This window comes from Nocardioides sp. NPDC051685 (genome assembly GCF_044453405.1).
GTDB lineage: Bacteria > Actinomycetota > Actinomycetes > Propionibacteriales > Nocardioidaceae > Nocardioides.
In genome coordinates this window covers 377,132-398,718 of sequence record NZ_JBITCR010000002.1, presented here as the reverse complement: position 1 = coordinate 398,718, position 21,587 = coordinate 377,132, and the positions used below count along the sequence as shown (strand labels likewise).

Genomic DNA, 21,587 nt, shown 5'->3' with positions numbered 1-21,587 from the left:
GCCCACCTCGTCACACCGCACCATCCCGCACCACCCAAGGAGAACCATGCCCATCGGGCCCATCGACGCCTCCAAGAACCCCCGCTACGCCGGCATCGCGACCTTCGCGCGCCTGCCCCGCCTCGACCAGGTGGAGCACGCCGACATCGCGGTCGTCGGAGTGCCGTTCGACACCGGCGTCTCCTACCGGCCCGGCGCCCGCTTCGGCCCGGCGCACGTGCGGGAGTCCTCGCGGCTGCTGCGGCCCTACAACCCGGCGCTGGACGTCTCGCCGTTCGCCTCGGCCCAGGTGGTCGACGCGGGCGACATCGCGGCCAACCCGTTCCACATCGAGGAGGCCCTCGACACCGTGCAGGCCTCGGCGCTCGAGCTGACCTCCGGCGGCACCCGGCTGGTGACGATCGGCGGCGACCACACCATCGCGCTGCCGCTGCTGCGTGCGGCCGCCGAGCGGCACGGTCCGGTCGCACTGGTGCACTTCGACGCCCACCTGGACACCTGGGACACCTACTTCGGTGCCGAGTACACCCACGGCACCCCGTTCCGGCGGGCGGTCGAGGAGGGCATCCTCGACACCGAGGCGCTGTGCCATGTCGGCACCCGCGGCCCGCTCTACGGCAAGAAGGACCTCGAGGACGACCGGCGCTTCGGCTTCGGGATCGTCACCTCCGCCGACGTCTTCCGCCAGGGCGTGGACGAGGTGGTCGAGAAGATCCGGGAGCGGGTCGGCGACCGCCCGGTCTACGTCTCGGTCGACATCGACGTCCTCGACCCCGCCCACGCGCCCGGCACCGGCACCCCCGAGGCCGGCGGGCTCACCTCGCGGGAGCTGCTGGAGATCCTGCGCGGCTTCGCCGGCCTGAACCTGATCGGCGCCGACGTGGTCGAGGTCGCCCCGGCGTACGACCACGCCGAGCTGACCGGGGTCGCCGCCTCGCACGTCGCCTACGACCTGGTCTCGCTGCTCGCGATGCGTCACGCGGGTCAGGCATGACGGGACGCAACGGCGGCGACGTCGCCGTCGAGAGCCTGACCGCGCTCGGCGCGACGCACGTGTTCGGCATCCCGGGGCAGCACGCGCTCGGTCTCTTCGACGCCATCCGCCGCAGCGAGCTGAGCTTCGTCTCCTCCCGGGTCGAGAACAACTCGGTCTTCGCCGCCGACGGGTACGCCCGCGCGACCGGTGAGGTCGGGGTCGTCTTCTGCTCCACCGGGCCGGGAGCACTCACCGCGCTGGGGGCGCTCCAGGAGGCGTACGCCGCCTGCGTGCCGATCCTGATGATCACCAGCCAGATCCCGCGTGACGGGCTCGGCGGCGCGCGCAAGGGCTACCTGCACCAGCTCGACGATCAGCAGGCCAGTGCTCGCAACGTCACCAGGTCCACCGCCGTCGTCCGCGACGCGGCCGCCATCCCGGGGGTCCTCGCCGACGCCTGGGCCACCGCCCAGGAGGCACCGGCCGGGCCGGTCTGGGTCGAGATCCCGCAGGACGTGCTCCTCGAGGAGGTCACCGTGCCGCCGGTGACCGGGCTGGACGCCCAGGTGCGCCCGCCGCGCCGCCCCCGGCCGGAGGTCACCGCCGAGGCGGCCCGTCTGCTCGCCGCGGCCGAGCGTCCGGTGATCCTCGCCGGGGGAGGCGTACGCCGCTCCGCCGGCGCCCCGCAGGCGCTGGTCGCCCTCGCCGAGCTCCTCGACGCACCGGTGGTCTCGACCTCCGGCGGCAACGGCTCGATCCCGCTCGCGCACGGGTTGAGCGCCGGCGCCTGGATCGAGGACCGGCACACCACCGACCTGCTCGAGGACGCCGACGTCGTGCTCGCGATCGGCACCTCGTTCGGCGAGGTGACCAGCAACTACGGCACTTTCGCCCCGCGTGGCCGGGTGATCCAGGTGGACGCCGAGGCGAGGGTGCTCGGCTCCAACCACGACGTGCTCGGCGTGCACGCCGACGCCGGCGCGGCCCTCGCCGACCTGACTGTGGCTGTCCCCGAGCCCGGGCCGGGGGCGAGGCGGTCCGGTGCCCGGGTCGCCGAGGAGCTGCGTACCCGGGTCCAGGAGCGGCTCGACGCCCAGGACCTCGCCGCGGAGCAGCGGCTCCTCGCCGACCTGCGCGCGGCGGTGCCCGACGACGCCGACACCTTCTGGGACATGACCATCGCGGCGTATTGGGCCTGGTCGGCCTGGGATCCCCGCGGCGGCGGCTTCCACACGGCGCAGGCCTCCGGCGGCCTCGGGCTCGGGTTCCCCGCGGCGATCGGCGCCTCGGTCGGGACCCGCCGGCGTACGTTCGCGGTCACCGGCGACGGCGGCGCGATGTACTCCATCGCCGAGCTCGCCACCGCCCGCCAGCACGACGTCGACCTCACCTGGCTGGTGATCGACGACGGCGGCTACGGGATCCTGCGCGAGTACATGACCGGCGCGTTCGGCGCCGCCACAGCCACCGAGCTCGCCCGGCCCGACTTCGTGCGCCTCGCCGAGGCGTTCGGCATCGCTGTGCACGCCGCGACGCCGGAGACCGTGGGCGAGATCGTCGCCGGCACGTTCACCACCAGCGGCCCCGCCGTGGTGGTCCTTCCGACAACCCTCCGCATGTTCGCCTCCACCTGACTCTGCCTATTTGATTGGGAGCCCCCACATGGATCTCACCATCATCGTCATCTATCTCGCCGCCATGGTCGCCTTCGGGTGGTGGGGCAAGTCCCGCACCAGCGACAGCGCCGACTTCCTCGTCGCCGGCCGCCGCCTCGGTCCGATGCTCTACACCGGCACCATGTCCGCACTCGTCCTCGGCGGTGCCTCGACCGTCGGTGGCGTCGCGCTCGGCTACGAGTACGGCCTTTCCGGGGCGTGGCTCGTGGCCGCGATCGCCTTCGGGGTGCTCGCGCTGAGTCTCTTCTTCGCCGGCAGGATCCAGCGGCTGCGGATCTACACCGTGGCCCAGATGCTGGAGCTGCGCTACGGCGTCGGCGCGACTGCGGCCTCGGGCCTGGTCATGGTGGCTTACACGCTGATGCTGGCGGTCACCTCCACGATGGCGTACGCGACGGTGTTCAACGTCCTCTTCGGCACCGACCGCGTCGTCTCCGTCCTGATCGGCGGAGTCATCGTGGTGGTCTACTCCACCATCGGTGGGATGTGGTCGATCACGCTGACCGACATGGTGCAGTTCATCCTGCAGACCATCGGCATCTTCGTCCTCCTGCTGCCCTTCACCTGGAGCCACGCCGGTGGTCTGCAGGGGATCAAGGACCGGGCGGCCGACTCCGTCTTCGACCTCGGTGCGATCGGCACCGGCACGGTGATCACCTACGTCGTCGTCTACACCTTCGGCATGCTGATCGGGCAGGACATCTGGCAGCGGGTCTTCACCGCCCGCTCCCCGCAGGTCGCCCGCTGGGGCGGCACCGCCTCCGGTGTCTACTGCCTGCTCTACGGCGTCGCCGGCGCGCTGATCGGGGCCGCGGCCTCCACCTTCGTCACCGTCGGCGACCGCAACGACGTCTACGCCACCATCGCCGAGTCGATCCTCCCCGTCGGGATCAGCGGACTGGTGCTCGCCGCCGCGGTCGCCGCGATGATGTCGACCGCCTCGGGTGCCCTGATCGCGACCGCGACGGTCGCCCGCACCGACGTGCAGCCCTTGCTCGCCCGCCTGGTCGGCCGCACTCCGGCGCCCGTTCAGGACGAGGCCGAGAACCCCGAGCACGACGTACGCGCCAACCGCATCTACGTCGTCGTGATCGGCATCGCCGTCGTCGTCATCTCCTCGCTGCTCAGCGACGTCGTCTCCGCCCTGACCATCGCCTACGACATCCTCGTCGGCGGTCTGCTGGTGCCGATCCTAGGCGGCTTCGTGTGGCGCCGCGGGACCGGCGCCGGGGCGGTGACGGCGATGGTCGCCGGCACCGTGGCCACGCTTGCGACGATGGCGATCGTCGGCGACGTCCTCGCCAACGAGCCGGTCTACGCGGGCCTCGCGATCAGCGCCGTGGCGTACGTCGTGGTCAGCCTGCTCAGCCGCCCGACCGACCCCGCGGTGATGCGGGAGTGGACCGACCGGCTCGCGAGCGAGGAGAGCGCCGCGGCTCCTACCGCCGTCGGCACAATCTGAAAATCGATATTGTCAAATCTGCGGGCTCGTCCTAAGGTCAGCTGTAGCCGTATCGCCTGGGGAAGAGTGGTCTGCCATGGTTCTGCGCTCCGCCGTCATCTGTGCCGCCGTCATGCTGTCGACGGTCCCAACGTTGCTGGCCGCCGCGCCGGCGCAGGCGGCGGGAGGCGTCAACGACGCCGCGTGTCGGCCATCGGCCGACCACCCCAACGCGGTCGTCTTCCTGCACGGCCTGGGAGCCAACAAGGGCGAGGACCTCAACTTCCTCCAGGACGACGTGGCGAAGCAGGGCTACTGCACCTACAGCCTGACCTACGGCGCCGGGGCCTACGGGCCGTTCGTCGGTGGGGTGGGCGACATCGCGAGGTCGGCGACGCAGATCAAGGCGTTCATCCAGGATGTGCTGACGCAGACCGGTGCCGCGAAGGTCGACCTGGTCGGCCACTCCGAGGGAGGCTTCCAGACGCTCTACGTCACCAAGACGCAGGGCATCGCCGACCGGATCGACAACGTCGTCGCGATCGCGCCGCCGACCCATGGCACCAGCTTCGCCGGCCTCTACGAGCTCGGCATGACGCTGGGCGCGGACGATCTCGCCGGGCAGGTCCTGACCGCCTTCGGCTGCGTGGCCTGCACCCAGCTGGTCACCGACGGCAGCGCCGTACGCACACTGGCCAACGGCCCGATCGCGCAGCGCGGCGTGACGTACACGATCATCCAGTCGAGGTACGACGAGCTCGTCACGCCCACCGAGACCGCGTTCGTGCGGGAGCCGGGTGTGACCAACACCTATGTGCAGGACGTGTGTCCCTACGACCCGGTCGGTCACATCGGCGAGGCGTACGACACCAACGTGTGGCACCTGGTGAAGAACGCGCTCGACCCGGCCGGTGCCGCCCCGTTCGCGTGCTCGGTCGGGTCGCCCGGCTGATGGCGCAGGAGGGACGCTCCTACGGCGGGCTGACCAGAGAGGAGCGTGACGCCCAACGGCGTCAGCGGCTGCTGGAGGCCGCCAAGGAGATCATCGGCACGAAGGGCTATGCGACCACCACGATCCCGGGTGTCTGTGGCGCGTCGAAGGTGTCGACGCGGCACTTCTACGAGATCTATCCCGGCAAGGAGGATCTCTTCGTCGACCTCTACGACCGGATCACCGCCGAGTCCTACGAGCGGGTGGCCGAGTCGCTGAGAGCGACCGACGGTGAGTCGATCTCCGGGCGGGTGCAGGCAGCGGTGCTGGCCTACCTCGATCCGATGCTCGAGGACACCCGTGTCGCCCGGATCGCCTTCGTCGAGATCATGGGTGCGAGCCCGCGGATCGAGAAGCTCCGGCTCGACTATCGCGAGACCCTCGTCGAGGTCGTACGCAGCGAGTGCACCGCCTCGGTGCGCCGCGGCGAGATCGTCGACCGGGACTGGCGCTTCGCCGCCCTCGCGCTCGTGGGCGCGGTGACGGCCATCGTCTACGACTGGGCGCTGCACCAGCCTCGCTGCAGCCGTGAGGAGCTCGAGGCCCAGCTGGCCGACCTCGCGCTCGTCCTGCTGACCGCCGACCCCGTGCGGCGGGGCGAGATGCCCTAGCGGGAAGCGGCAGGAAGAGCGACGGGGCGCACCTCCCGCGGGCCGCCGAGCCGGTGCCCGTCCTCGCAGGTCAGAGACAGGTGCACCTCACCGCCGCAGTCGCGGTGCTCGAGGGTGAGGGCGGATCCCCGGGCGTCGGCGACGTAGCGGTCTCCCCACTCCATCATGGCGACCAGCGTCGGGTAGAGGTCGAGGCCCTTCTGGGTCAACCGGTACTCGTGCCGCTGTCGCTGGCCCTCGGCGTGGTAGGGCACGCGGCTGAGGACGCCCTGGTCGACCAAGGTGTTCAGCCGGTCGGTGAGCACCGCACGGGAGACGTCGAGGTTCTGCTGGAGATCGGCGAAGCGGCGTACGCCGAGGAAGGCCTCGCGGAGCACGAGCAGGCTCCACTTCTCGCCGACCACCGCAAGGGTGCCGGCGACCGAGCAGCGGGTGCGGTCGATCTCGTCGGTGATCACGGGACCAGCGTACGACGCTGAATTCGTTTGACGAACTCAGCATGTCGGAGAAGGGTTCGAAATATGAACTCAGAATGCCTTGTCGTGACTCCTGAGGTCGCGACGCGCCCGGTGCGGTCCGACGACCTGGTCGCCTTCGAGCGGATGTGGTTCCGTCTGTCCGAGGAGACGATCTACCGCCGCTTCCATGCCCCGATCCGGCGGCTCTCGCTCAAGCTCCGGCGCTACCTGGTCGATGTCGACCACCGCGACCACGACGCCCTGGTCGCGGTCGCGGGCGGAGAGGTCATCGCGGTGGCCCGATACCACCGTTGCGCCGACGAGCCCGCCGCCGCGGAGGTGGCGGTGCTCGTGGAGGACGCCTGGCAGGGCCACGGGCTCGGGGTGCGGATGCTGCGCGAGCTGGCGTGCCTGGCGAGCCGCCGCGGCATCGATGTCCTCACCGGCGACGTGCAGTCCGACAACCTCCGGATGCTGGGTCTCGTGCGGTCCCTCGTCGGCTCGGCGGCGCTGCGACCTGACGGGGATCTCGTCCACGTGCGCGGGAGCTACGGCGATGCGGGGGAAGGCGCGAGCTTTCGGCCCGCGTCCCTGACGTCTGTCTAACTTCGCGCGACCTGGGTACCGGCCAGGTGTACAGCGATGGAGGAGGACCACATGTTCAAGAAACCAGCGTTGATGACTGCCTTCGGTATCGGCTACCTGCTCGGCGCTCGCGCCGGCCGCGAGCGGTACGACGCGATCGTCGCCCAGGCGCAGAAGCTGTGGCACGACCCGCGGGTGCAGGAGAAGGCACACCGCGCGGGAGACATGGCCAAGGAGACGGCGCAGAGCGCCCGGCAGACCATCCACGACAAGATGCCCGGCGACACCACGCCGCCCCCGGCATCCACCTCGACCTCGACTCCTCGGACGGTGCCGTCCGCCCCGAGCCCCGGCCCCGCCGCGGACCCGGTGACCGACGTGCCGCGGGGGTGGGAGTCGTGACGCTTCATCAGACCGACGCATCGATGGGTGAGCTGGTCTCACGGCTCTCCACGGAGATGTCCAGCCTCGTGCGCGGCGAGCTCGAGCTGGCTCGCCTGGAGCTGACCGAGAAGGCCAAGCACACCGGCAAGGGGGCTGGGGCGTTCGGCGCCGCCGGTCTGGTGGCGCTGTACGGCCTCGGGGTCCTGATCGCCACGGCGATCCTCGCCCTGGCACTCGTCATGGACGCCTGGCTGGCCGCGCTGCTGGTCGGAGTCGTGCTCCTGGTCATCGCCGGCGGCATCGCCCTGTTCGGGAAGAAGCAGGTCTCCGAGGGAGTCCCGATGAAGCCCGAACGCGCCACCGAGAACCTCCGGCGCGACCTGGAGGCCGTCAAGCACCACCGCCGCGCCGAGGACCGCATCGTGAGGAGGACGACGCCATGACGAATCACGTGACCCGGCCCGTCGAGGCCGGCGACGACACCAGGATCGCCTCCGTCGAGGCGGATCTGGACGCCACCCGCCACGAGCTGGCAGACACCCTCGACGAGCTCGCCGCGCGCCTGGACGTGAAGACGCGTGGGAAGGAGAAGGCCCACGAGATGAAGGAGCGTACGCAGCTGGCGGCCCGGTCCCGGGACGTCCAGGTCCGGGGCGGCATCGTCGCCGCGGTCGTGCTCCTCGTGATCGTGATGATGGCCCGGAGGAAGCGCCGGCTCAACGCCGCGTAGGCCGGGTCAACCGGTCCAGGAAGGCGACGAGCAGCGCTTCGCGCATCGCGGCGGAGGCCAGGTCGAGCATCGCGTTGACCTCGGCCATCCGCTGCGGGAGCGCGAGCTCAGCCTGCTCACTCTGCTCACCCTGCTCGCTGTCGGTGCCGATGAGCCCGGCGGCGAGCAGCAGGCCGTCGAAGTCCTCGTCCGAGAGGGCGAGCGGGTCGAGCTCGGCGATGAACGCGGCCACGCCGGGATCGACGGTGACCGGACCCGAGGCGACTGCCGCGGAGACCGCGTCGGCCAGGGCCTCCAGCAGCTCCGCGACGTGGGGAAGCGTCGCGGCGCTCACCGACAGGTGGATCGTGGCGGGGGAGCCGGCGTAGGACATCTGCGGCTGGACGTACCAGCCACGGGCGGCCATCTCGTCGCAGACCGTGAACGGGTCGCAGCTGCCGTCGGTGGTCAGCGCGATCAGCGTGGAGTCGGGGGTGCTCGCCACGGCGAGCTCCTTCATCTCGCCGATGCCTGCGCGGATCCGGTCCACCGCCTTGAACACGTCGCGGGCGAGGCGCTCGTAGCCCTCGTCGCCCAGCGACCGCATCACCGCCCAGGCGCCGGCCAACGGCCCGCCCGACTTCGTCGACTGCATCGTGGAGTTGAGCATCGTGTAGCCCGGCCAGGCCGCCGAGGCGAAGAACTGGGGTCGCCGCAGCTCCGGGGTGCGGTGGAGGAGCACCGAGGTGCCCTTGGGGGCGTAGGCGTACTTGTGCAGGTCGACGGAGATCGAGGTGACGCCGTCGACCGCGAACGTCCAGGCCGGTACGTCCCGCCCCAGTCGCGCCGCATACGGCAGCACCCAGCCACCGATGCACGCGTCGACGTGGCAGCGGATCCCGCGCTCGGCCGCGGCCGCCGCGATCGCGGTGACCGGGTCGACGACCCCGTGCGCGTAGGACGGCGCCGAGGCGACCACCAGCACGGTGCGGTCGTCCATCGCGGCGGCCATCGCCGCCGGGTCCGCCCGGGAGTCGGGGCCGACCGGCACCAGCACCGGCTCGACCCCGAAGTAGTGCGCCGCCTTGTGGAACGCGGCGTGCGCGGTCGTCGGCAGCACCATCTGCGGCCGCTCGATCCCGGGGTGGGCGTCGCGGGCGGTCTGCACCGCGAGCAGCACGGACTCGGTGCCGCCGGAGGTGACCGTGCCGACGACGGTGTCCGGTGCGTCGAGCAGGTCGGCGGCCGTGCCGACCACCTCGTTCTCCATCCGCAGCAGGCTCGGGAAGGCCGTCGGGTCCAGGCCGTTCGAGCCGGCGTAGGCCGTCACCGCCTCCCGGCCGATCCGGTCGATGTCGGGCAGGCCGGAGTCGTAGACGTAGGCCAGTGTGCGGCCACCGTGGACCGGCAGGTCGGCGGACTGCATCTCGCGGAGTCGGGTCAGGGCGTCGGTCATACGGTCACGGTCCCATCCATGTCGCCGTTCACGTCGTCGGCGGTGAGCGAGTAGCGCCGCAGCCACAGCAGGCTGAGGAGGACCAGGCACGCCGGCAGCACCGAGAAGCCGAGCGTGATCGCGGTCAGGGCCGAGCCGGGCTGGATGATGTCGGCGACGATCGAGGATCGGTAGCCACCGAGCGCGAGCACCACGGCGAAGAGACCGGGACCCAGCGCCAGCCCGAGGGTCTCGCCCGCGGTCCACACGCCGGTGTAGACCCCGATCCGGCTCGAGCCGCTGCGCCGGGCGTCGACGGCGGCCGCGTCGGGAAGCATCGCCATCGGGAACACCTGGCACCCGGCGTACCCGACCCCGACCAGCACCACCGCGGCATAGACCAGGCCTGCCGGGGCGATCTGGGCGGTCGCGGCGAGCAGCGCGCCGGCGGCGAGGACGAGGGAGGCGGCGACGTACCCGTTCTTCTTGCCGATCCTCGCGCCGAGCGCCGCCCAGCCGGGGGTGAGCAGCAGCGCGGGACCGACGAAGCAGACGAACAGCACCGTCGCCGCGCCCGCGCGGCCGAGCACGTCACCGGCCAGGTAGTCGACCCCGGCGAGCATCGCGCCGAAGGCGACGGCCTGGATCACGAACGTGACGAGCAGCCGGCGGAAGTCCGGCGCCGCCGCCACGATCCGGAGCTGGTCGCGCAGGGTGCCCGCACCCGGCTGGACGGTGTGGGCCGGCGCTCGGCGGGTGCCGGCGTACGCACTGAGCACCCCGGCCAGGATCAGCACCGCCATCACCACGCCCATGAGGCGGTAGCCGTCGCGGCCGCCGACCGCGTCGCGGATCATCGGCGCGGTGGCGCCGGCGAGCAGGATGGTCAGCGCCAGGATCGCGACCCGCCAGGTCATCAGCCGGGTGCGCTCGTCGTAGGACTCGGTCAGCTCGGCAGGCATGGCGACATAAGGCACCTGGAAGAACGCGTACGCCGTCGCGCAGGCCAGGAACATCGTCAGCACCCAGAGGGCCTCGAGCCCGGTCGCCATCGACGGCGCCGCGAACAGCAGCGCGAACGTCGCCGCCAGCGCGATCCCCGCCCGGCGCAGCCAGGGCCGCCGCGGGCCCCGCGGATCCACGGTCCGGTCGCTGATCCGCCCGGCGATCGGGTTCAGCACGACGTCCCACGCCTTCGGCGTGAACACGATGAACCCGGCCGCCAGCGCGGCGATCCCGAGGCTGTCGGTCAGGTAGGGGAGCAGCATCAGGCCCGGGATCGTGCCGAACGTCCCGGTGGCCACGGACCCGGAGCCGTAGCCGATGCGCACCCCGAGCGGAAGGGTCGGGCTGGCTGGCATGCCGACATCGTGCCGTGGCCAGGCTCTCGGCGCCCACGAACACCGGAATTCACCTGAATGGCTCAACCGCACCATGCCAGGCGGCCGACCTGACGGATGGACCGTGACGTCAGCGCAGTTCCCTCTCACCCGTTGGGCCGTCGATGAGAGCAACGAGGGCTGGGGACGGTGCATGAAGGACTTGCACCTCGGCTCCCATGGCCGCCAGTGCGCCGCTGACCTTGGTCGGCTCAGGGCACTCCACGCGGAGTGCCTTGAGACGCAGACCCTGGGGCGCGTCCGCCGCAGGATGCGGAGTGCTCCCCCAACTGATCAGGAACGGGATGACGCCCGCGACCTGGGCGTTGGCGGTCGCTCGCCACCGCAAGAGTCTTCCCGATGAGTCTTCCCGGTGGCCGTCCACCACCTGACCGGGATCGAAACCACGAGCAAGGGCGTCAGCGCGCGCCGAGTCGATGTCCTCGACGGCCAGGGCCCATCCCACCAAAGTCCCTCTGCTGATGCCCTCGACACCATACGGCCGCGGCCCGGGCGGCTCAGGCTGACCGGGATCCGGAGCGATGATCTCGAGATAGGTTCTGGGTCCCAAGGCAAGAAGTCTGTTGTGCGTGCCTCGACCGAGATGCCTGCCACCGCCCGCCGCCACGATCCCGAAGCGGCTACCGACCTCGGCCACACCAAGATCCAGATCAGGGTGGGCGTAGATCAGATGGTCGATCATCTCCGGCCACCACGCGGCAGCGCATGTGTCTCCACGAGGTCCAGTATGAGTGGCATCGGGAGACCTGTCATCGGCAGATGCGTGCCCATCACCAGGTCCTTCGTCACCCGGGCTCGGCCCGGACCGTGGACGTGCCGGGTAGGTTTTCGCCATGCCGCTCGAGACCGGTGCCGTCGCGCCCGACTTCACGCTCCCCGCTCAGGACGGTACGTCCGTCTCCCTCGCCCCGCTGCTCGAGAAGGGCCCGGTGGTGCTCTTCTTCTACCCGGCCGCCGAGACGCCGGTGTGCACCAAGGAGGCCTGCCACTTCCGCGACCTCGCCAGGGAGTTCGAGGCCATCGGCGCCCAGCGGCTCGGGATCAGCAAGGACAGCGTGGAGAAGCAGGCGGGCTTCGCCGCCAACCACGACCTCGACTACCCGGTCCTCTCCGACCCCTCCGGATCCGTCGCCGACCTCTACGGCGTCAAGCCCAGCCTCCTCGGCAAGCTCGGCCCGCTGCAGCGTACGACCTTTGCCATCGGCGCCGACGGCCGCATCAAGGCCGTCGTCGAGGGCATGCTCAAGGCCGAGATCCACGCCGACGAGGCCCTCGCCGCACTCCGGGACGACGTGGAATGACAACCACCATCGCCGTCACCGGAGCCACCGGCTTCGTCGGCGGTGCCGTCGCCCGTGCGCTGGGCGGCTCCGGCGCGGCACTCCGTCTTCTCGTACGTGACACCGCCAGGGCTCCTGAGGTCCCCGGAGCCGATGCGTTCGCGGTCACGTACGGCGACAGAGAGGCCGCACTGGCGGCTCTCGACGGCGTGCAGACCGTGCTCATGGTCTCCGCCTCCGAGTCGGCGGATCGCCTGGAACAGCACCTCACCTTCGTCGACGCCGCCGCGGCGGCCGGGGTCGAGCACATCGTCTACACGTCCTTCTTCGGTGCTGCGCACGACGCCGTCTTCACCCTCGCGCGCGACCACTTCGCGACCGAGGAGCGGATCAAGGCGAGCGGGATGGGCTACACGCTGCTGCGCGACAACTTCTACCTCGACTTCCTCCCCTCCTTGGTCGGTGAGGATGGCGTCATCCGGGGGCCTGCCGGCGACGGACGCTTCGCGCCGGTCGCACGGGCCGACGTGGCGCGCTCCGCCGTGGCGACGCTCACGGAGCCGCGGCACCATCGAGGTCTCACCTACGACCTCACCGGGCCCGAGGCGCTCACGATGAGCGAGGTCGCCGAGATCATCGCCGAGCATCGTGGGCGTGAGGTGCGCTATCACGACGAGACGGTCGAGGAGGCCTATGCGTCGCGGCGCCGCTGGGAGGCGCCGGACTGGCAGTACGACGCCTGGGTCTCCACCTACACCGCGATCGCCGCAGGGCAGCTCGACGGAGTCAGCAGCGCCGTGGCGACGCTCACCGGGCGGGAGCCTCTGGGGCTTCGCGACTACCTCGCGGCGTGAGGCCCGGCCTCCTCGGCAAGCGCGGGCCGCGGCAGCCTACGACCTTCGCCATCGGCGCCGGTGAACGGGCAGCGCTGAACGAGGCCATGGTGGGTACCGGGTGAGATGCACACTGCAGATCAGGCCGTAGGGAGGGCGTGGACAACATGAAGGTCGTCGTCATAGGCGCGTCGGGAAACCTCGGCAGCGCCGCGATCCGGGCGCTGACCGCGGACGGCGCCGCGAGGGTCGTCGGCGTCGCCCGCCGAGCTCCGAGCGGCCCCTCGGTCATCGACCTGGCATCCGTCGAATGGCGTCAGGCCGACGTGTCGACGGCCGACCTGGAGCCGGTCCTGGAAGGCGCCGACGCGGTCGTCCACCTCGCCTGGAAGTTCCAGCCGACACATCGTCCCGAGGAGACCTGGGCGACCAACGCGGTCGGTACGCGCCGGGTCCTGGAGGCCGTGGCCCGGGCCGGCGTCCCGGCGCTGGTGTGTGCCTCCTCGGTGGCCGCGTACTCGCCGGTGCACCACGACGACTCGGTCGACGAGACCTGGGAGACCGACGGTGCATCCGCGGCTGCGTACTGCCGGGAGAAGGCGTACGTCGAACGGGCTCTGGACGCCTTCGCCTGCGCCCACCCCGAGGTGAGGCTGGTCAGGGTCCGGCCCGCGTTCGTGTTCCAGCGCTCGGCGGCCAGCGAGCAGCGGCGCATCTTCGGTGGCCCGCTGGCCAGGCCGGCACTCCTGGACCGGCGGCGGATCGCGGTGGTGCCGGTGCCCGCCGGACTGCGGATGCAGGCGGTGCACGCCGGTGACGTCGGCCGGGCCCTGGCCATCGCGGCGACCACTGAGGTGACGGGTGCGTTCAACCTGGCCGGCGCCGGCGTGATCGGCCGGGACGAGATCGGCGAGCTGCTGGGCGCACGGACGATCGAGATCCCGATGCGTCCCCTGCGTGAGGGCCTGCACGCCGCCTGGCACGCCCGGCTGGCGCAGGTCCCCGGCAGCCTGCTGGACGCGGTCATGCAGCTGCCGCTGATGTCGACCGCCCGCGCCGAGTCGGAACTCGGCTGGCGACCGCGCCACTCGGGCATGGATGCCCTCGAAGCGGTGATCTCCGGGATCCCGGAGAAGGCCGGCAGCAGACTTCCGCCGCTGCGTCCCTGACACCCGGGACCCGGGCCGCTCGCAGATGCGCAGTTTCCCGCGGAGCAGGGACCTGTCGTCAGCTCACCTCGTGGTCGCGCAGCGCCCGGGCAAGGAGTCGTTTCTGGGCGCGTCGTCCCTGGGCGACGACGACGGGCGCCGCGCGCAGGCCGAGCTGGGGGATCACGTCGGCGAGACGCGCCTGGATCCCGCGCCAGCCGGGCACCGTCGTGACCGGTCGCGGCCTGTCGAGGACCTGGCCGACCGCCGCCACGACCTCCTCGGGCTGGAGCAGCTTGCCGGAGAACGACAGGGCGGCGGCGGGGTCCTCGAGCTTGTCGTAGAGCATCGGGGTCCAGATGCCGTCAGGGCAGACGCACGAGATGTCGATGTCCTTGACGCCGGCCAGCCGCAGGTCGGCGAGCGTGCTGAGACTGAAGCCGATGGCCGCGTGCTTGGAGGCGGCGTAGACGGCCTCGCCGGGGACGGCCGTGATGCCGGCCAGGGAGACGATGTTGACGATGTGGCCACCGGACCCGGCACGCATGGCGTCGATGGCGCTGACCGTGCCGTTGATCGTGCCGAGGGCGTTGACCTCGAGCATCAGCCGGCGCGTGTCGGGTGCCTGTGTCCAGGCCGGTCCGCTGACGAGCACACCGGCGTTGTTGACCCAGACGTCGAGCCGGTCGGCGTGGGTGAGCAACGTGTCGCGGGCGGCATCGACCGCGGCGGCGTCGCGTACGTCAAGGGCCCGGGGGATCGCGTTCGGCCCCAGCTCCTCGGCGGCGGCCCGCGCGGCCGCCTCGTCGAGGTCGGTCACCAGCACCGTGTGGCCGCGCTCGACGAGCAGCGCGGCGATCTGCCGGCCCAGGCCGCGGCCTGCTCCGGTGACGACGGCGCCGGATGCGGGGCGGGTCACGAGCGGCTGCCCGTGAGCTCGCCGTATCCGATTGCGGCGAGGCCATCGCCGCCGGGTCGCGTGTTCATGCCGGTCATGATGCTCTCCCTCTCGTTGGTGACCCGACGAGTGTGACGCACCGGTAGCGGAGCACCGCCGCCTGTACCTGCCCGAAGTCGTCGCTGACGAGTGCAGGATGCGCGGGACTGCGCAGGTCAGAGGAGTGCGGGCAGCGCCTGGGTGGCGGTGTAGACGGCGACTCCGACGATCAGGACGGCGAAGATCGTCTGAAGCCAGTCGCTGTCGGCACGGTCGGCGAGACGTGCCCCAGCGATGGCCATTGCCGCCGACGTCGCGGTGAGAAGAGCGACGGGCGTCCAGTCCGGCTGGACGCCGGAACCGGCCCGGACAACCAGAGCTGCGGCACTGGTGATGGTGATGACCACCAGGGACGTGCCGGCGGCGTACCTCATCGGGAGTGCGAGGGCGAGGAGGAGGGCCGGTACGACGAGGAAGCCGCCCCCCACGCCCAGGAAGCCTGTCAGTGTTCCGACGATCGTCGCGGTCACCAGCACCTTGAGTGCTCGGGGGCACTGGCACACGAACCTCGGGCTGAACGTGATGATCGGGTCGTCCAGGGCCGGCTTCGCGGCATGCCGATGACCGCCTCCCCGACGGTGACGCAGCTGGCGCCAGACCAGCATCCCGCCGACCAGCAGCATCAGAGCGGCGAAGGCGGCCAAGAGAACGTCCTCGGAGACCCGGCTGGACGCCTCTGCTCCCACCACCGCTCCGCCGATCGCGACCAGGCCGAAGACCAGGCCGCGGCCGAGCAGCACGTTGCCCGCGCGGTGCGCGGTGATCGCCCCGATGAGCGACGTGACGCCGACGACCACCAGGGATCCTGTGGTCGCCTGGGGTGCGGACTGGCCGAGCAGGTACACCAGCACGGGCACGGCCAGGACCGAGCCACCGCCACCGAGTGCGCCCAGGGACAGGCCGATGAGCGCGCCGGCGGCGATGGCGAGGAGCAGGGTCATCTCAGGTATGGGACCCGTCGGTGCCGTCGGAGGTGTCGTCGTGTGGGCTCACCACGTGCAGCCCGACCTTCTCGGCGTTCTCGAAGGAGTCGTCGATCGCGACCGGGGTGCGCCCTGCCGCGCTGATGAACGAGGCGGCGACGGAGGCACGGTAGCCGCCGGCGCAGTGCACCCACACCTCACCGGCCGGTACCTCGCCGACGCGGCGGGGCAGCTCGTGGATCGGGATGTTGACCGCTCCGGCGATCGCTGCGTCCTCGTACTCGTCGGAACGGCGTACGTCGAGCACGACGACGTCGCGGTGGTGACGCACCTGCGCCAGATCGGCGAAGGTGGTGGTCGGGAAGCTGCCGAGCTCGCCGTCGGTCCAGTCCTGCGGTCCGCCGGTGGCCTGGGCACCGGGCCGGTCGATGCCGATCCGGACCAGCTCGCGCTGGGCGGTGGCGACGTCCTCGGCGGTCTCGCCGAGCAGGGTCACGGGGGTGCCCCACTCGATCAGCCAGCCCAGGTACGTCGAGAAGGCACCGTCGAGCCCGAAGTTGAAGGTGCCGGGGGAGTGCCCGGCGGCGAAGGCCTTGCGGTTGCGCAGGTCCACCACCCACTCGCCTGCCTCGATCCGGCGCCGCAGCTCGGTCGCATCGGCCTCCTGCACGGGGGAGAGGTCGGGTGCGGACGGACCGGCGGCGTTGGCGGGCCCCATGTGCGCGTAGTACGCCGGCCAGGCGCCGAGGCCGCTCAGCAGCTCGCGGACGTAGGTCTCCTCGTCCTGGGTCAGCACCGGGTTCGAGCGCTTCTCGTCGCCGATCGTCGAGGCGACGGCGTCGGACTGCGTGGCCGAGCAGAACGATCCGAACCCATGAGTCGGGAAGACCTCTGCCGTGTCGGGCAGCTGCTCGGCGAGCTTGTGCGCCGAGGCGTGCTGGTGACGCACAAGGGCATCGGTGTGTGCCTCACCCAGCAGGTCGGGTCGGCCGGTGGCGCCGTAGAGCAGCGAGCCGCCGGTGAACGCGGCATAAGTCTCCTCGCCGTCGGGCCCGTCGACCGAGAGCTCGTAGGACAGGTGGGTGAAGGTGTGTCCGGGTGTGGCGATCGCGCGGACGCGCATCCGGTCGCCGATCTCGACGACCTCGTCGTCGGCGATCGGGGTGCGGTCGAAGGACACGTCGTCTGCGCCGTTGACCAGGTAGGCCGCGCCCGTCGCCTGCGCGAGGGCCAGGCCGCCGGTGACGTAGTCGTTGTGGATGTGCGTCTCGAAGACATGGGTCAGTCGGACGCCGTCGGCCTCGAGCACCTCCAGCACCCGGTCGATGTCGCGCTGAGGGTCGACCACGAAGGCGACTTTGCCGTCGTGGACCACGTAGGTGCGGTCCCCGAGCGATGGGGTCTCGAGGGTGCGGACGATCAGCCCATCGACTGGCTGCTGCTGCGCCTCCTCGGGTGGCGTGGTCGGCGCGGTGGAGCGGGTGGCGGTGTGGTTTGTCATGCTCGCCTCACTTCTCGATCGGTCGCCCGGAGCGGATCCAGGCGTTGGTTCCGCCTACGACGTTGACGGCGTCGAAGCCGCTGGCTGCCAGGGCGTCGGTCATCGCACTGCTGCGATTGCCCGAGGCGCACACCATGTGCACCGAACGATTCCGATCGATCTCGCCCAGTCGGGCGAACAGCTGACCCATCGGGATGTTGATCGCACCGGGCACATGGCCCTCGCGGAACTCCGCAGGCTCGCGAACGTCGACGACAGCCGCGCCCTGATCGAGTACCGCAGCGAGCTGGTCGATGGTGGTCTCACGCATGAGAGGGACTCCTTTGGTGCTTGTCGAGCTGCACGTAACCCCCCGGGGGGTTATGATTCGACGGTAACACATCCCCCTAGGGGGTTGTATGGTTGTGGGCGCAGGGCGCCGATACCCCTTCGAACCCGTCGCGACCGACGTACGGCAGCGGCTGACCGCGGCTGTGGCCGCACACTGGAGAACAACTGATGGACCTCGAACCCGCCGAGATCAAGGCGATCATCACTCGCATGAAGCGCGCCAACGGCCACCTCGCCAGCGTGATCCGCATGATGGAAGAGGGCTCGGACTGCGAGTCCGTCCTCACCCAGCTGGCCGCCGTGAACAAGGCACTCTCCCGCGCTGGCTACGCGATCGTCGCCACCGGTCTTCAGCAGTGCCTCAGCGAGACCGACGATGGCCTTGATGACGCGGACGTCAAGAAGATGGAGAAGCTCTTTCTCGCCCTGGCATGAGGCAGTTGGTCGGCGGTGCGCAGGACCAACGGCACTGAGACCGGGGCGGCCGCTCGCACTACGTTGGCCGCGGGGTGAATCGAGATGACCGAACCAACGCCTGACGGCAAGCCGGATCAGTCCACGCGCACCATCCGTCGGTGGGTATGGACGCTGGCCTCTGTCGCAGCGGTGCTCGCGGTTGCGGTCGCCGTGCTCATCGTCCTCGTCGTGCGCTCGGATGACGATGATCGTCGTGCCGTGCCGACACCGTCTGCGAGCAGCACCGCGACGCCGGCGCCGTCCACGAGCACGACCCCGACGGAACCGGCCACCCCGAGTGCGACGGCCACGGAACCGACGACGACGCCACCTTCGGCGTTCGGCTATCAGCCGCTGTGGCCGTTCGCCGGCGTCGAGGACGCGGCGGTGTGGCAGCGGGCATATCGCGACGGCGGGCACCAGCCGTGGCATCTCGATGCGGGGCTGGTCGCGCGGCGATTCACCCAGAGCTACCTCGGCTACCAGGATGTCGACCGGGTGCTTCGGAAGGTGATCTCCGACGACCAAGCATGGGTCGACGTCGGCTTCCGGCTGCCCGACGGCAAGCCCAGCACTGCGGCGGTCGTCCACCTGGCGAAGATCGGAAGCGGTTCGTACGCCCCGTGGGAGGTCGTCGGCACGAAGGACAGCACCCTGTCGCTGACCACCCCGCGCTATGGCGCGACGGTCACGTCACCGATGGCCGTCGGCGGCAGGATCACCGGGGTGGACGAGAGCCTGGTGATCCGGGTCCTGCGCCTGGGCACCGGCGAGGTCGGCCGTTCCCCGGGCATCCCCGCCGGCGGGCAGAACAGCCCGTGGTCGACGACGATGCCGTTCGGTGCGCCGGCGGGCAGCGTACTGACCATCGCGGTGTCGACCGGTGGCCATGTCGCCGGCGTCGAGCGGTTCGCCATCACGGGCGTCCGCGTCGGGTCGTAGCCGCGGTGGCCGAGGGCGCATGGTGACGGGTCACCGCTACCGGGGAGGATCGGTCCGTCCGAAGCGAGGGATCCGCCGTCGCAGGTCGCGTGCCGCAACGGCGTGGAAGAGACGTCGGGTGAGCAGCGCGCGGCCCCGGGAGTAGGGGAACCAGGCCGGCTCGCGCTCGAGCGTGGGGAACCGGGGTGCGGTGATCGCCTGCTGACGCGTGTACTTTCGCAGCCCGTGCGCGCCGCCGAACCGGGCGCCCGAACCCGACGTCTTCCACCCGCCGTGCGGCAGGGTCAGGGCGAAGAGGTTCGCGTACGCGTCGTTGATGTTGACCGCGCCGACGTCGAGCCTGCGCGCGATGCTCTGGGCGCGGGGGAGGTCTCGGGTCCAGATGGTGGCCGAGAGTCCGTACGTGGAGTCGTTGGCCAGCCGCACCGCCTCGTCGGCATCGGCGACCCTGATCACCGGGATGGTGGGACCGAAGGTCTCCTCGCGGATGCAGGCCATGGAGTGGTCGACGTCGACCAGCACCGTCGGCCGGTAGCCGGTGCCGATGCCGGTGGGGCTGCCGCCGGTCAGGGCACGGGCGCCGTCGGCGACGGCCTCGGTGACGTGCCGATGGACGAGGTCGCGCTGTTGTGGGGTGGCCATGGCCGCCACGTCGACGGCGTACGGCGTCGTCTCCTCGCCGTGGCGCAGCCCGTCGACCAGCGTGGTGAGCCTGGCGACGAAGCTGTCGTGGATCGAGTCCTCGACGTAGACCCGCTCGATGGAGACGCAGGCCTGCCCGGAGTTGAACAAGGCTCCCCAGGTGACACCGGCGACGGCGCGGTCGAGATCGGCGTCGGCGAGCACGATGGCGGGATCCTTGCCGCCGAGCTCGAGGCTGTAGGGGACCAGCCGGTCCACGGCACGGTGGGCAACCAGCCGTCCGGTGCTAGTCGAGCCGGTGAACTGGACGAAGTCGACCACGTCGACCAGCGCCTGGCCGGCCGGTGCCGAGCCCGTCGCCACCGTCAGCACCGGAGGTGCGCCGATCTCGCGCCAGCCGCGGGCCAGCTCCAGCGCCGAGAGCGGGGTCACCTCCGATGGCTTCAGGAGCACCGCGGAGCCGGCGAGCAGCGCCGGGATGACGTCCATGCCGGGCATCGCGAGCGGGTAGTTCCACGGCGAGATCACGCCGACCACGGGATAGGGACGGTAGACCTTGACCATCCGCTTGGTCGCGGACAGCAGGCCGGAGTGGCCGACGCGCTCGTCCGCCAGGAACTCGCCCGCATGGTCGGCGAAGTAGTTGATCAGCTCGGCCATCCACGGAGCCTCGAGCTGCGCCTCGGCCCGCGGCTTGCCCGACTCCGCCTGGAGCACGTCGGCCAGGTGGTCGGCCTCGTCGAGGAGCCAGTCGCGCAGCCTGCGCATCCACCGGGCGCGCCCCTTCGGGCCCAGCGCCTCCCAGGCCGGCTGGGCGTCTCGGAGCGTGATGACGGCCTCCACCACGTCGGCCGGAGAGAAGTCGGCGACCTCGGCGAGCAGCCGATCGTCGACGGGGGAGCGGACCTCGAACGTCGAGGTGGTCGGGCCGGCCACCTCAGGCCTGCCTGCGCAGACGCTGGTGGTACGCCTCTCGGGCGACCGGGTCCGCCTGCGTGTAGGCGGTCGACGCCCCGGTCGCCTTCTCGGCAAGGCCGCGGAGCCGGTACGGCAGCAGGCTCATCGTCTTGAGGGTCGCGCCCAGGCTCCGGGGCACGGTGACCAGCGGCCTCTCCGAGCCGACGACCCGCACGATCGCCCGGGCGACGTCCTCGGGGTCGACGGTCGTGATGGCCTCCGTCCAGGCCGGGGTGTTCGCGCCGGCCGAGAGCTCGGTGCGTACGACTCCGGGGAGGACGGCGGTGACACCGACCCCGTGCACCCGGAGCTCACGGTGCAACGACTCGGTGAACCCGACGACGGCATGCTTGCTGGCGCAGTAGGTCGCCAGACCCGGGAACCCACTGACGCCGGCCAGCGAGGCGATGTTCACCAGATGTCCCGTCCCCCGGGACGTGAAGCACTCGGCGGCGAGCCGGCTCCCGTTGATGACGCCGCCGAGGTTGATGCCGAGGATGCGGGCGGTCATCGCCGGGTCTTCCTCGGCGAACAGGCCGGTGGGCATGATGCCGGCGTTGTTCACCAGGACGTCGAGCGGCCCGAGCTCGGCCTCGGCTGCCGCCAGGAAGGCCGCGAACGACGCCGGCTCGGTGACGTCCAGCGGCAGTCCGACCACCCGGGTGCCCACGTGCGCGGGGCCCTCGAGCTCGGCCGCGGTCTTGGCCGCCAGGTCGGCGTCGAGGTCACCGATGGCCACCTTCGCTCCTGCGGCGAGGAAGGCCTCGGCCGTGGCTCTGCCGATCCCGCGGGCGGCACCGCTGATCGCCACGACCTTGCCGCTGACCTCGTTCGCTGTCCCTCGTGTGCGTGCCATCGCTGTGCCTACCTTCGATCGATGTGTCGAGCAGTGGGTGGTCGGGCCCGTCCGGG

General features: G+C 71.1%; 24 protein-coding genes. 14 read left to right on the top strand and 10 right to left on the bottom strand.

The window, feature by feature from the left end; translation table 11 throughout:
- Positions 1 to 46: 46 nt before the first annotated feature.
- The 5 genes from speB to ACIA03_RS07015 all read left to right on the top strand — a co-directional run bounded on the left by speB (position 47) and on the right by ACIA03_RS07015 (position 5,695).
- On the top strand, positions 47 to 994 hold the full coding sequence (gene speB / locus ACIA03_RS07035; protein WP_396980628.1) for an agmatinase: 948 nt from the start codon (positions 47 to 49) through the stop codon (positions 992 to 994).
- Complete coding sequence (locus ACIA03_RS07030) at positions 991 to 2,610, top strand: thiamine pyrophosphate-binding protein (protein ID WP_396980626.1); 1,620 nt, start codon at positions 991 to 993, stop codon at positions 2,608 to 2,610. Before speB ends, ACIA03_RS07030 begins: the two co-directional genes overlap by 4 nt.
- Before the next feature lie 28 nt (positions 2,611 to 2,638).
- The gene (locus ACIA03_RS07025) at positions 2,639 to 4,114 is read left to right on the top strand and encodes a sodium:solute symporter (protein ID WP_396980624.1); all 1,476 of its coding nucleotides are present in this window, start codon (positions 2,639 to 2,641) and stop codon (positions 4,112 to 4,114) included.
- 76 nt (positions 4,115 to 4,190) lie between these two features.
- Entirely contained in the window at positions 4,191 to 5,045 is an 855-nt protein-coding gene (locus ACIA03_RS07020; protein WP_396980622.1) for an esterase/lipase family protein, read from the top strand.
- Entirely contained in the window at positions 5,021 to 5,695 is a 675-nt protein-coding gene (locus ACIA03_RS07015) for a TetR/AcrR family transcriptional regulator (protein ID WP_396980620.1), read from the top strand. Before ACIA03_RS07020 ends, ACIA03_RS07015 begins: the two co-directional genes overlap by 25 nt.
- Here the strand turns inward: ACIA03_RS07015 and ACIA03_RS07010 are convergent.
- Complete coding sequence (locus ACIA03_RS07010) at positions 5,692 to 6,153, bottom strand: winged helix-turn-helix transcriptional regulator (protein WP_396980618.1); 462 nt, start codon at positions 6,151 to 6,153, stop codon at positions 5,692 to 5,694. The two genes, ACIA03_RS07015 and ACIA03_RS07010, sit on opposite strands and share 4 nt — an antisense overlap.
- A gap of 84 nt (positions 6,154 to 6,237) precedes the next feature.
- Here ACIA03_RS07010 and ACIA03_RS07005 point away from each other — a divergent pair, with 84 nt between their 5' ends.
- The 4 genes from ACIA03_RS07005 to ACIA03_RS06990 are packed head-to-tail and all read left to right on the top strand — an operon-like array spanning position 6,238 to position 7,852.
- Positions 6,238 to 6,759 carry a GNAT family N-acetyltransferase gene (locus tag ACIA03_RS07005; RefSeq protein ID WP_396980616.1) on the top strand — a complete coding sequence of 174 codons (522 nt, stop codon included), beginning with the start codon at positions 6,238 to 6,240 and terminating at the stop codon, positions 6,757 to 6,759.
- 51 nt (positions 6,760 to 6,810) lie between these two features.
- Positions 6,811 to 7,140, top strand: a complete 330-nt coding sequence (locus tag ACIA03_RS07000; RefSeq protein WP_396980614.1) for a hypothetical protein — start codon at positions 6,811 to 6,813, stop codon at positions 7,138 to 7,140.
- Positions 7,137 to 7,565 carry a phage holin family protein gene (locus ACIA03_RS06995; protein ID WP_396980612.1) on the top strand — a complete coding sequence of 143 codons (429 nt, stop codon included), beginning with the start codon at positions 7,137 to 7,139 and terminating at the stop codon, positions 7,563 to 7,565. The genes ACIA03_RS07000 and ACIA03_RS06995 overlap by 4 nt, the downstream gene beginning before the upstream one ends.
- Complete coding sequence (locus ACIA03_RS06990; protein ID WP_396980610.1) at positions 7,562 to 7,852, top strand: DUF3618 domain-containing protein; 291 nt, start codon at positions 7,562 to 7,564, stop codon at positions 7,850 to 7,852. Before ACIA03_RS06995 ends, ACIA03_RS06990 begins: the two co-directional genes overlap by 4 nt.
- Here ACIA03_RS06990 and ACIA03_RS06985 read toward each other — a convergent pair.
- From ACIA03_RS06985 to ACIA03_RS06975, 3 genes are all read right to left on the bottom strand, one after another.
- Positions 7,839 to 9,287, bottom strand: a complete 1,449-nt coding sequence (locus tag ACIA03_RS06985; protein ID WP_396980608.1) for a pyridoxal phosphate-dependent decarboxylase family protein — start codon at positions 9,285 to 9,287, stop codon at positions 7,839 to 7,841. The genes ACIA03_RS06990 and ACIA03_RS06985 overlap by 14 nt on opposite strands.
- On the bottom strand, positions 9,284 to 10,627 hold the full coding sequence (locus ACIA03_RS06980; protein WP_396980606.1) for an MFS transporter: 1,344 nt from the start codon (positions 10,625 to 10,627) through the stop codon (positions 9,284 to 9,286). The genes ACIA03_RS06985 and ACIA03_RS06980 overlap by 4 nt, the downstream gene beginning before the upstream one ends.
- A gap of 109 nt (positions 10,628 to 10,736) precedes the next feature.
- Positions 10,737 to 11,348 (bottom strand): VOC family protein, encoded by a 612-nt coding sequence (locus ACIA03_RS06975; protein ID WP_396980604.1) that lies wholly within the window; start codon positions 11,346 to 11,348, stop codon positions 10,737 to 10,739.
- Positions 11,349 to 11,499: 151 nt separating this feature from the next.
- On the opposite strand from ACIA03_RS06975, the gene ACIA03_RS06970 reads away from it, so the two are divergent.
- The 3 genes from ACIA03_RS06970 (at position 11,500) to ACIA03_RS06960 (ending at position 13,948) form a co-directional block, all read left to right on the top strand.
- On the top strand, positions 11,500 to 11,967 hold the full coding sequence (locus ACIA03_RS06970) for a peroxiredoxin (protein ID WP_396980602.1): 468 nt from the start codon (positions 11,500 to 11,502) through the stop codon (positions 11,965 to 11,967).
- Positions 11,964 to 12,800: an SDR family oxidoreductase gene (locus ACIA03_RS06965; RefSeq protein WP_396980600.1), complete on the top strand. Its 837-nt coding sequence runs from the start codon at positions 11,964 to 11,966 to the stop codon at positions 12,798 to 12,800. Before ACIA03_RS06970 ends, ACIA03_RS06965 begins: the two co-directional genes overlap by 4 nt.
- A 146-nt stretch (positions 12,801 to 12,946) precedes the next feature.
- The gene (locus ACIA03_RS06960) at positions 12,947 to 13,948 is read left to right on the top strand and encodes an NAD-dependent epimerase/dehydratase family protein (protein WP_396981783.1); all 1,002 of its coding nucleotides are present in this window, start codon (positions 12,947 to 12,949) and stop codon (positions 13,946 to 13,948) included.
- A 58-nt stretch (positions 13,949 to 14,006) separates the two neighbouring features.
- Here ACIA03_RS06960 and ACIA03_RS06955 read toward each other — a convergent pair whose 3' ends face one another.
- The 4 genes from ACIA03_RS06955 to ACIA03_RS06940 all read right to left on the bottom strand — a co-directional run bounded on the left by ACIA03_RS06955 (position 14,007) and on the right by ACIA03_RS06940 (position 17,658).
- The gene (locus ACIA03_RS06955; RefSeq protein ID WP_396980598.1) at positions 14,007 to 14,846 is read right to left on the bottom strand and encodes an SDR family oxidoreductase; all 840 of its coding nucleotides are present in this window, start codon (positions 14,844 to 14,846) and stop codon (positions 14,007 to 14,009) included.
- Between the two features lie 194 nt (positions 14,847 to 15,040).
- Positions 15,041 to 15,865 carry a sulfite exporter TauE/SafE family protein gene (locus tag ACIA03_RS06950; RefSeq protein WP_396980596.1) on the bottom strand — a complete coding sequence of 275 codons (825 nt, stop codon included), beginning with the start codon at positions 15,863 to 15,865 and terminating at the stop codon, positions 15,041 to 15,043.
- A gap of 1 nt (position 15,866) precedes the next feature.
- Positions 15,867 to 17,348, bottom strand: coding sequence for a rhodanese-like domain-containing protein (locus ACIA03_RS06945; RefSeq protein ID WP_396980594.1), 1,482 nt, complete (start codon positions 17,346 to 17,348; stop codon positions 15,867 to 15,869).
- 7 nt (positions 17,349 to 17,355) lie between these two features.
- Positions 17,356 to 17,658 carry a rhodanese-like domain-containing protein gene (locus ACIA03_RS06940; RefSeq protein ID WP_396980592.1) on the bottom strand — a complete coding sequence of 101 codons (303 nt, stop codon included), beginning with the start codon at positions 17,656 to 17,658 and terminating at the stop codon, positions 17,356 to 17,358.
- 188 nt (positions 17,659 to 17,846) lie between these two features.
- Here ACIA03_RS06940 and ACIA03_RS06935 point away from each other — a divergent pair, with 188 nt between their 5' ends.
- Both ACIA03_RS06935 and ACIA03_RS06930 read left to right on the top strand, forming a co-directional pair.
- Positions 17,847 to 18,113 carry a metal-sensitive transcriptional regulator gene (locus ACIA03_RS06935; protein ID WP_396980590.1) on the top strand — a complete coding sequence of 89 codons (267 nt, stop codon included), beginning with the start codon at positions 17,847 to 17,849 and terminating at the stop codon, positions 18,111 to 18,113.
- 84 nt (positions 18,114 to 18,197) lie between these two features.
- On the top strand, positions 18,198 to 19,076 hold the full coding sequence (locus tag ACIA03_RS06930; protein WP_396980588.1) for a hypothetical protein: 879 nt from the start codon (positions 18,198 to 18,200) through the stop codon (positions 19,074 to 19,076).
- A gap of 36 nt (positions 19,077 to 19,112) precedes the next feature.
- On the opposite strand, the gene ACIA03_RS06925 is transcribed toward ACIA03_RS06930, so the two are convergent.
- Positions 19,113 to 20,654, bottom strand: a complete 1,542-nt coding sequence (locus ACIA03_RS06925) for an aldehyde dehydrogenase family protein (protein ID WP_396980586.1) — start codon at positions 20,652 to 20,654, stop codon at positions 19,113 to 19,115.
- Between the two features lies 1 nt (position 20,655).
- Positions 20,656 to 21,531 carry an SDR family oxidoreductase gene (locus ACIA03_RS06920; protein ID WP_396980584.1) on the bottom strand — a complete coding sequence of 292 codons (876 nt, stop codon included), beginning with the start codon at positions 21,529 to 21,531 and terminating at the stop codon, positions 20,656 to 20,658.
- Positions 21,532 to 21,587: the final 56 nt, after the last annotated feature.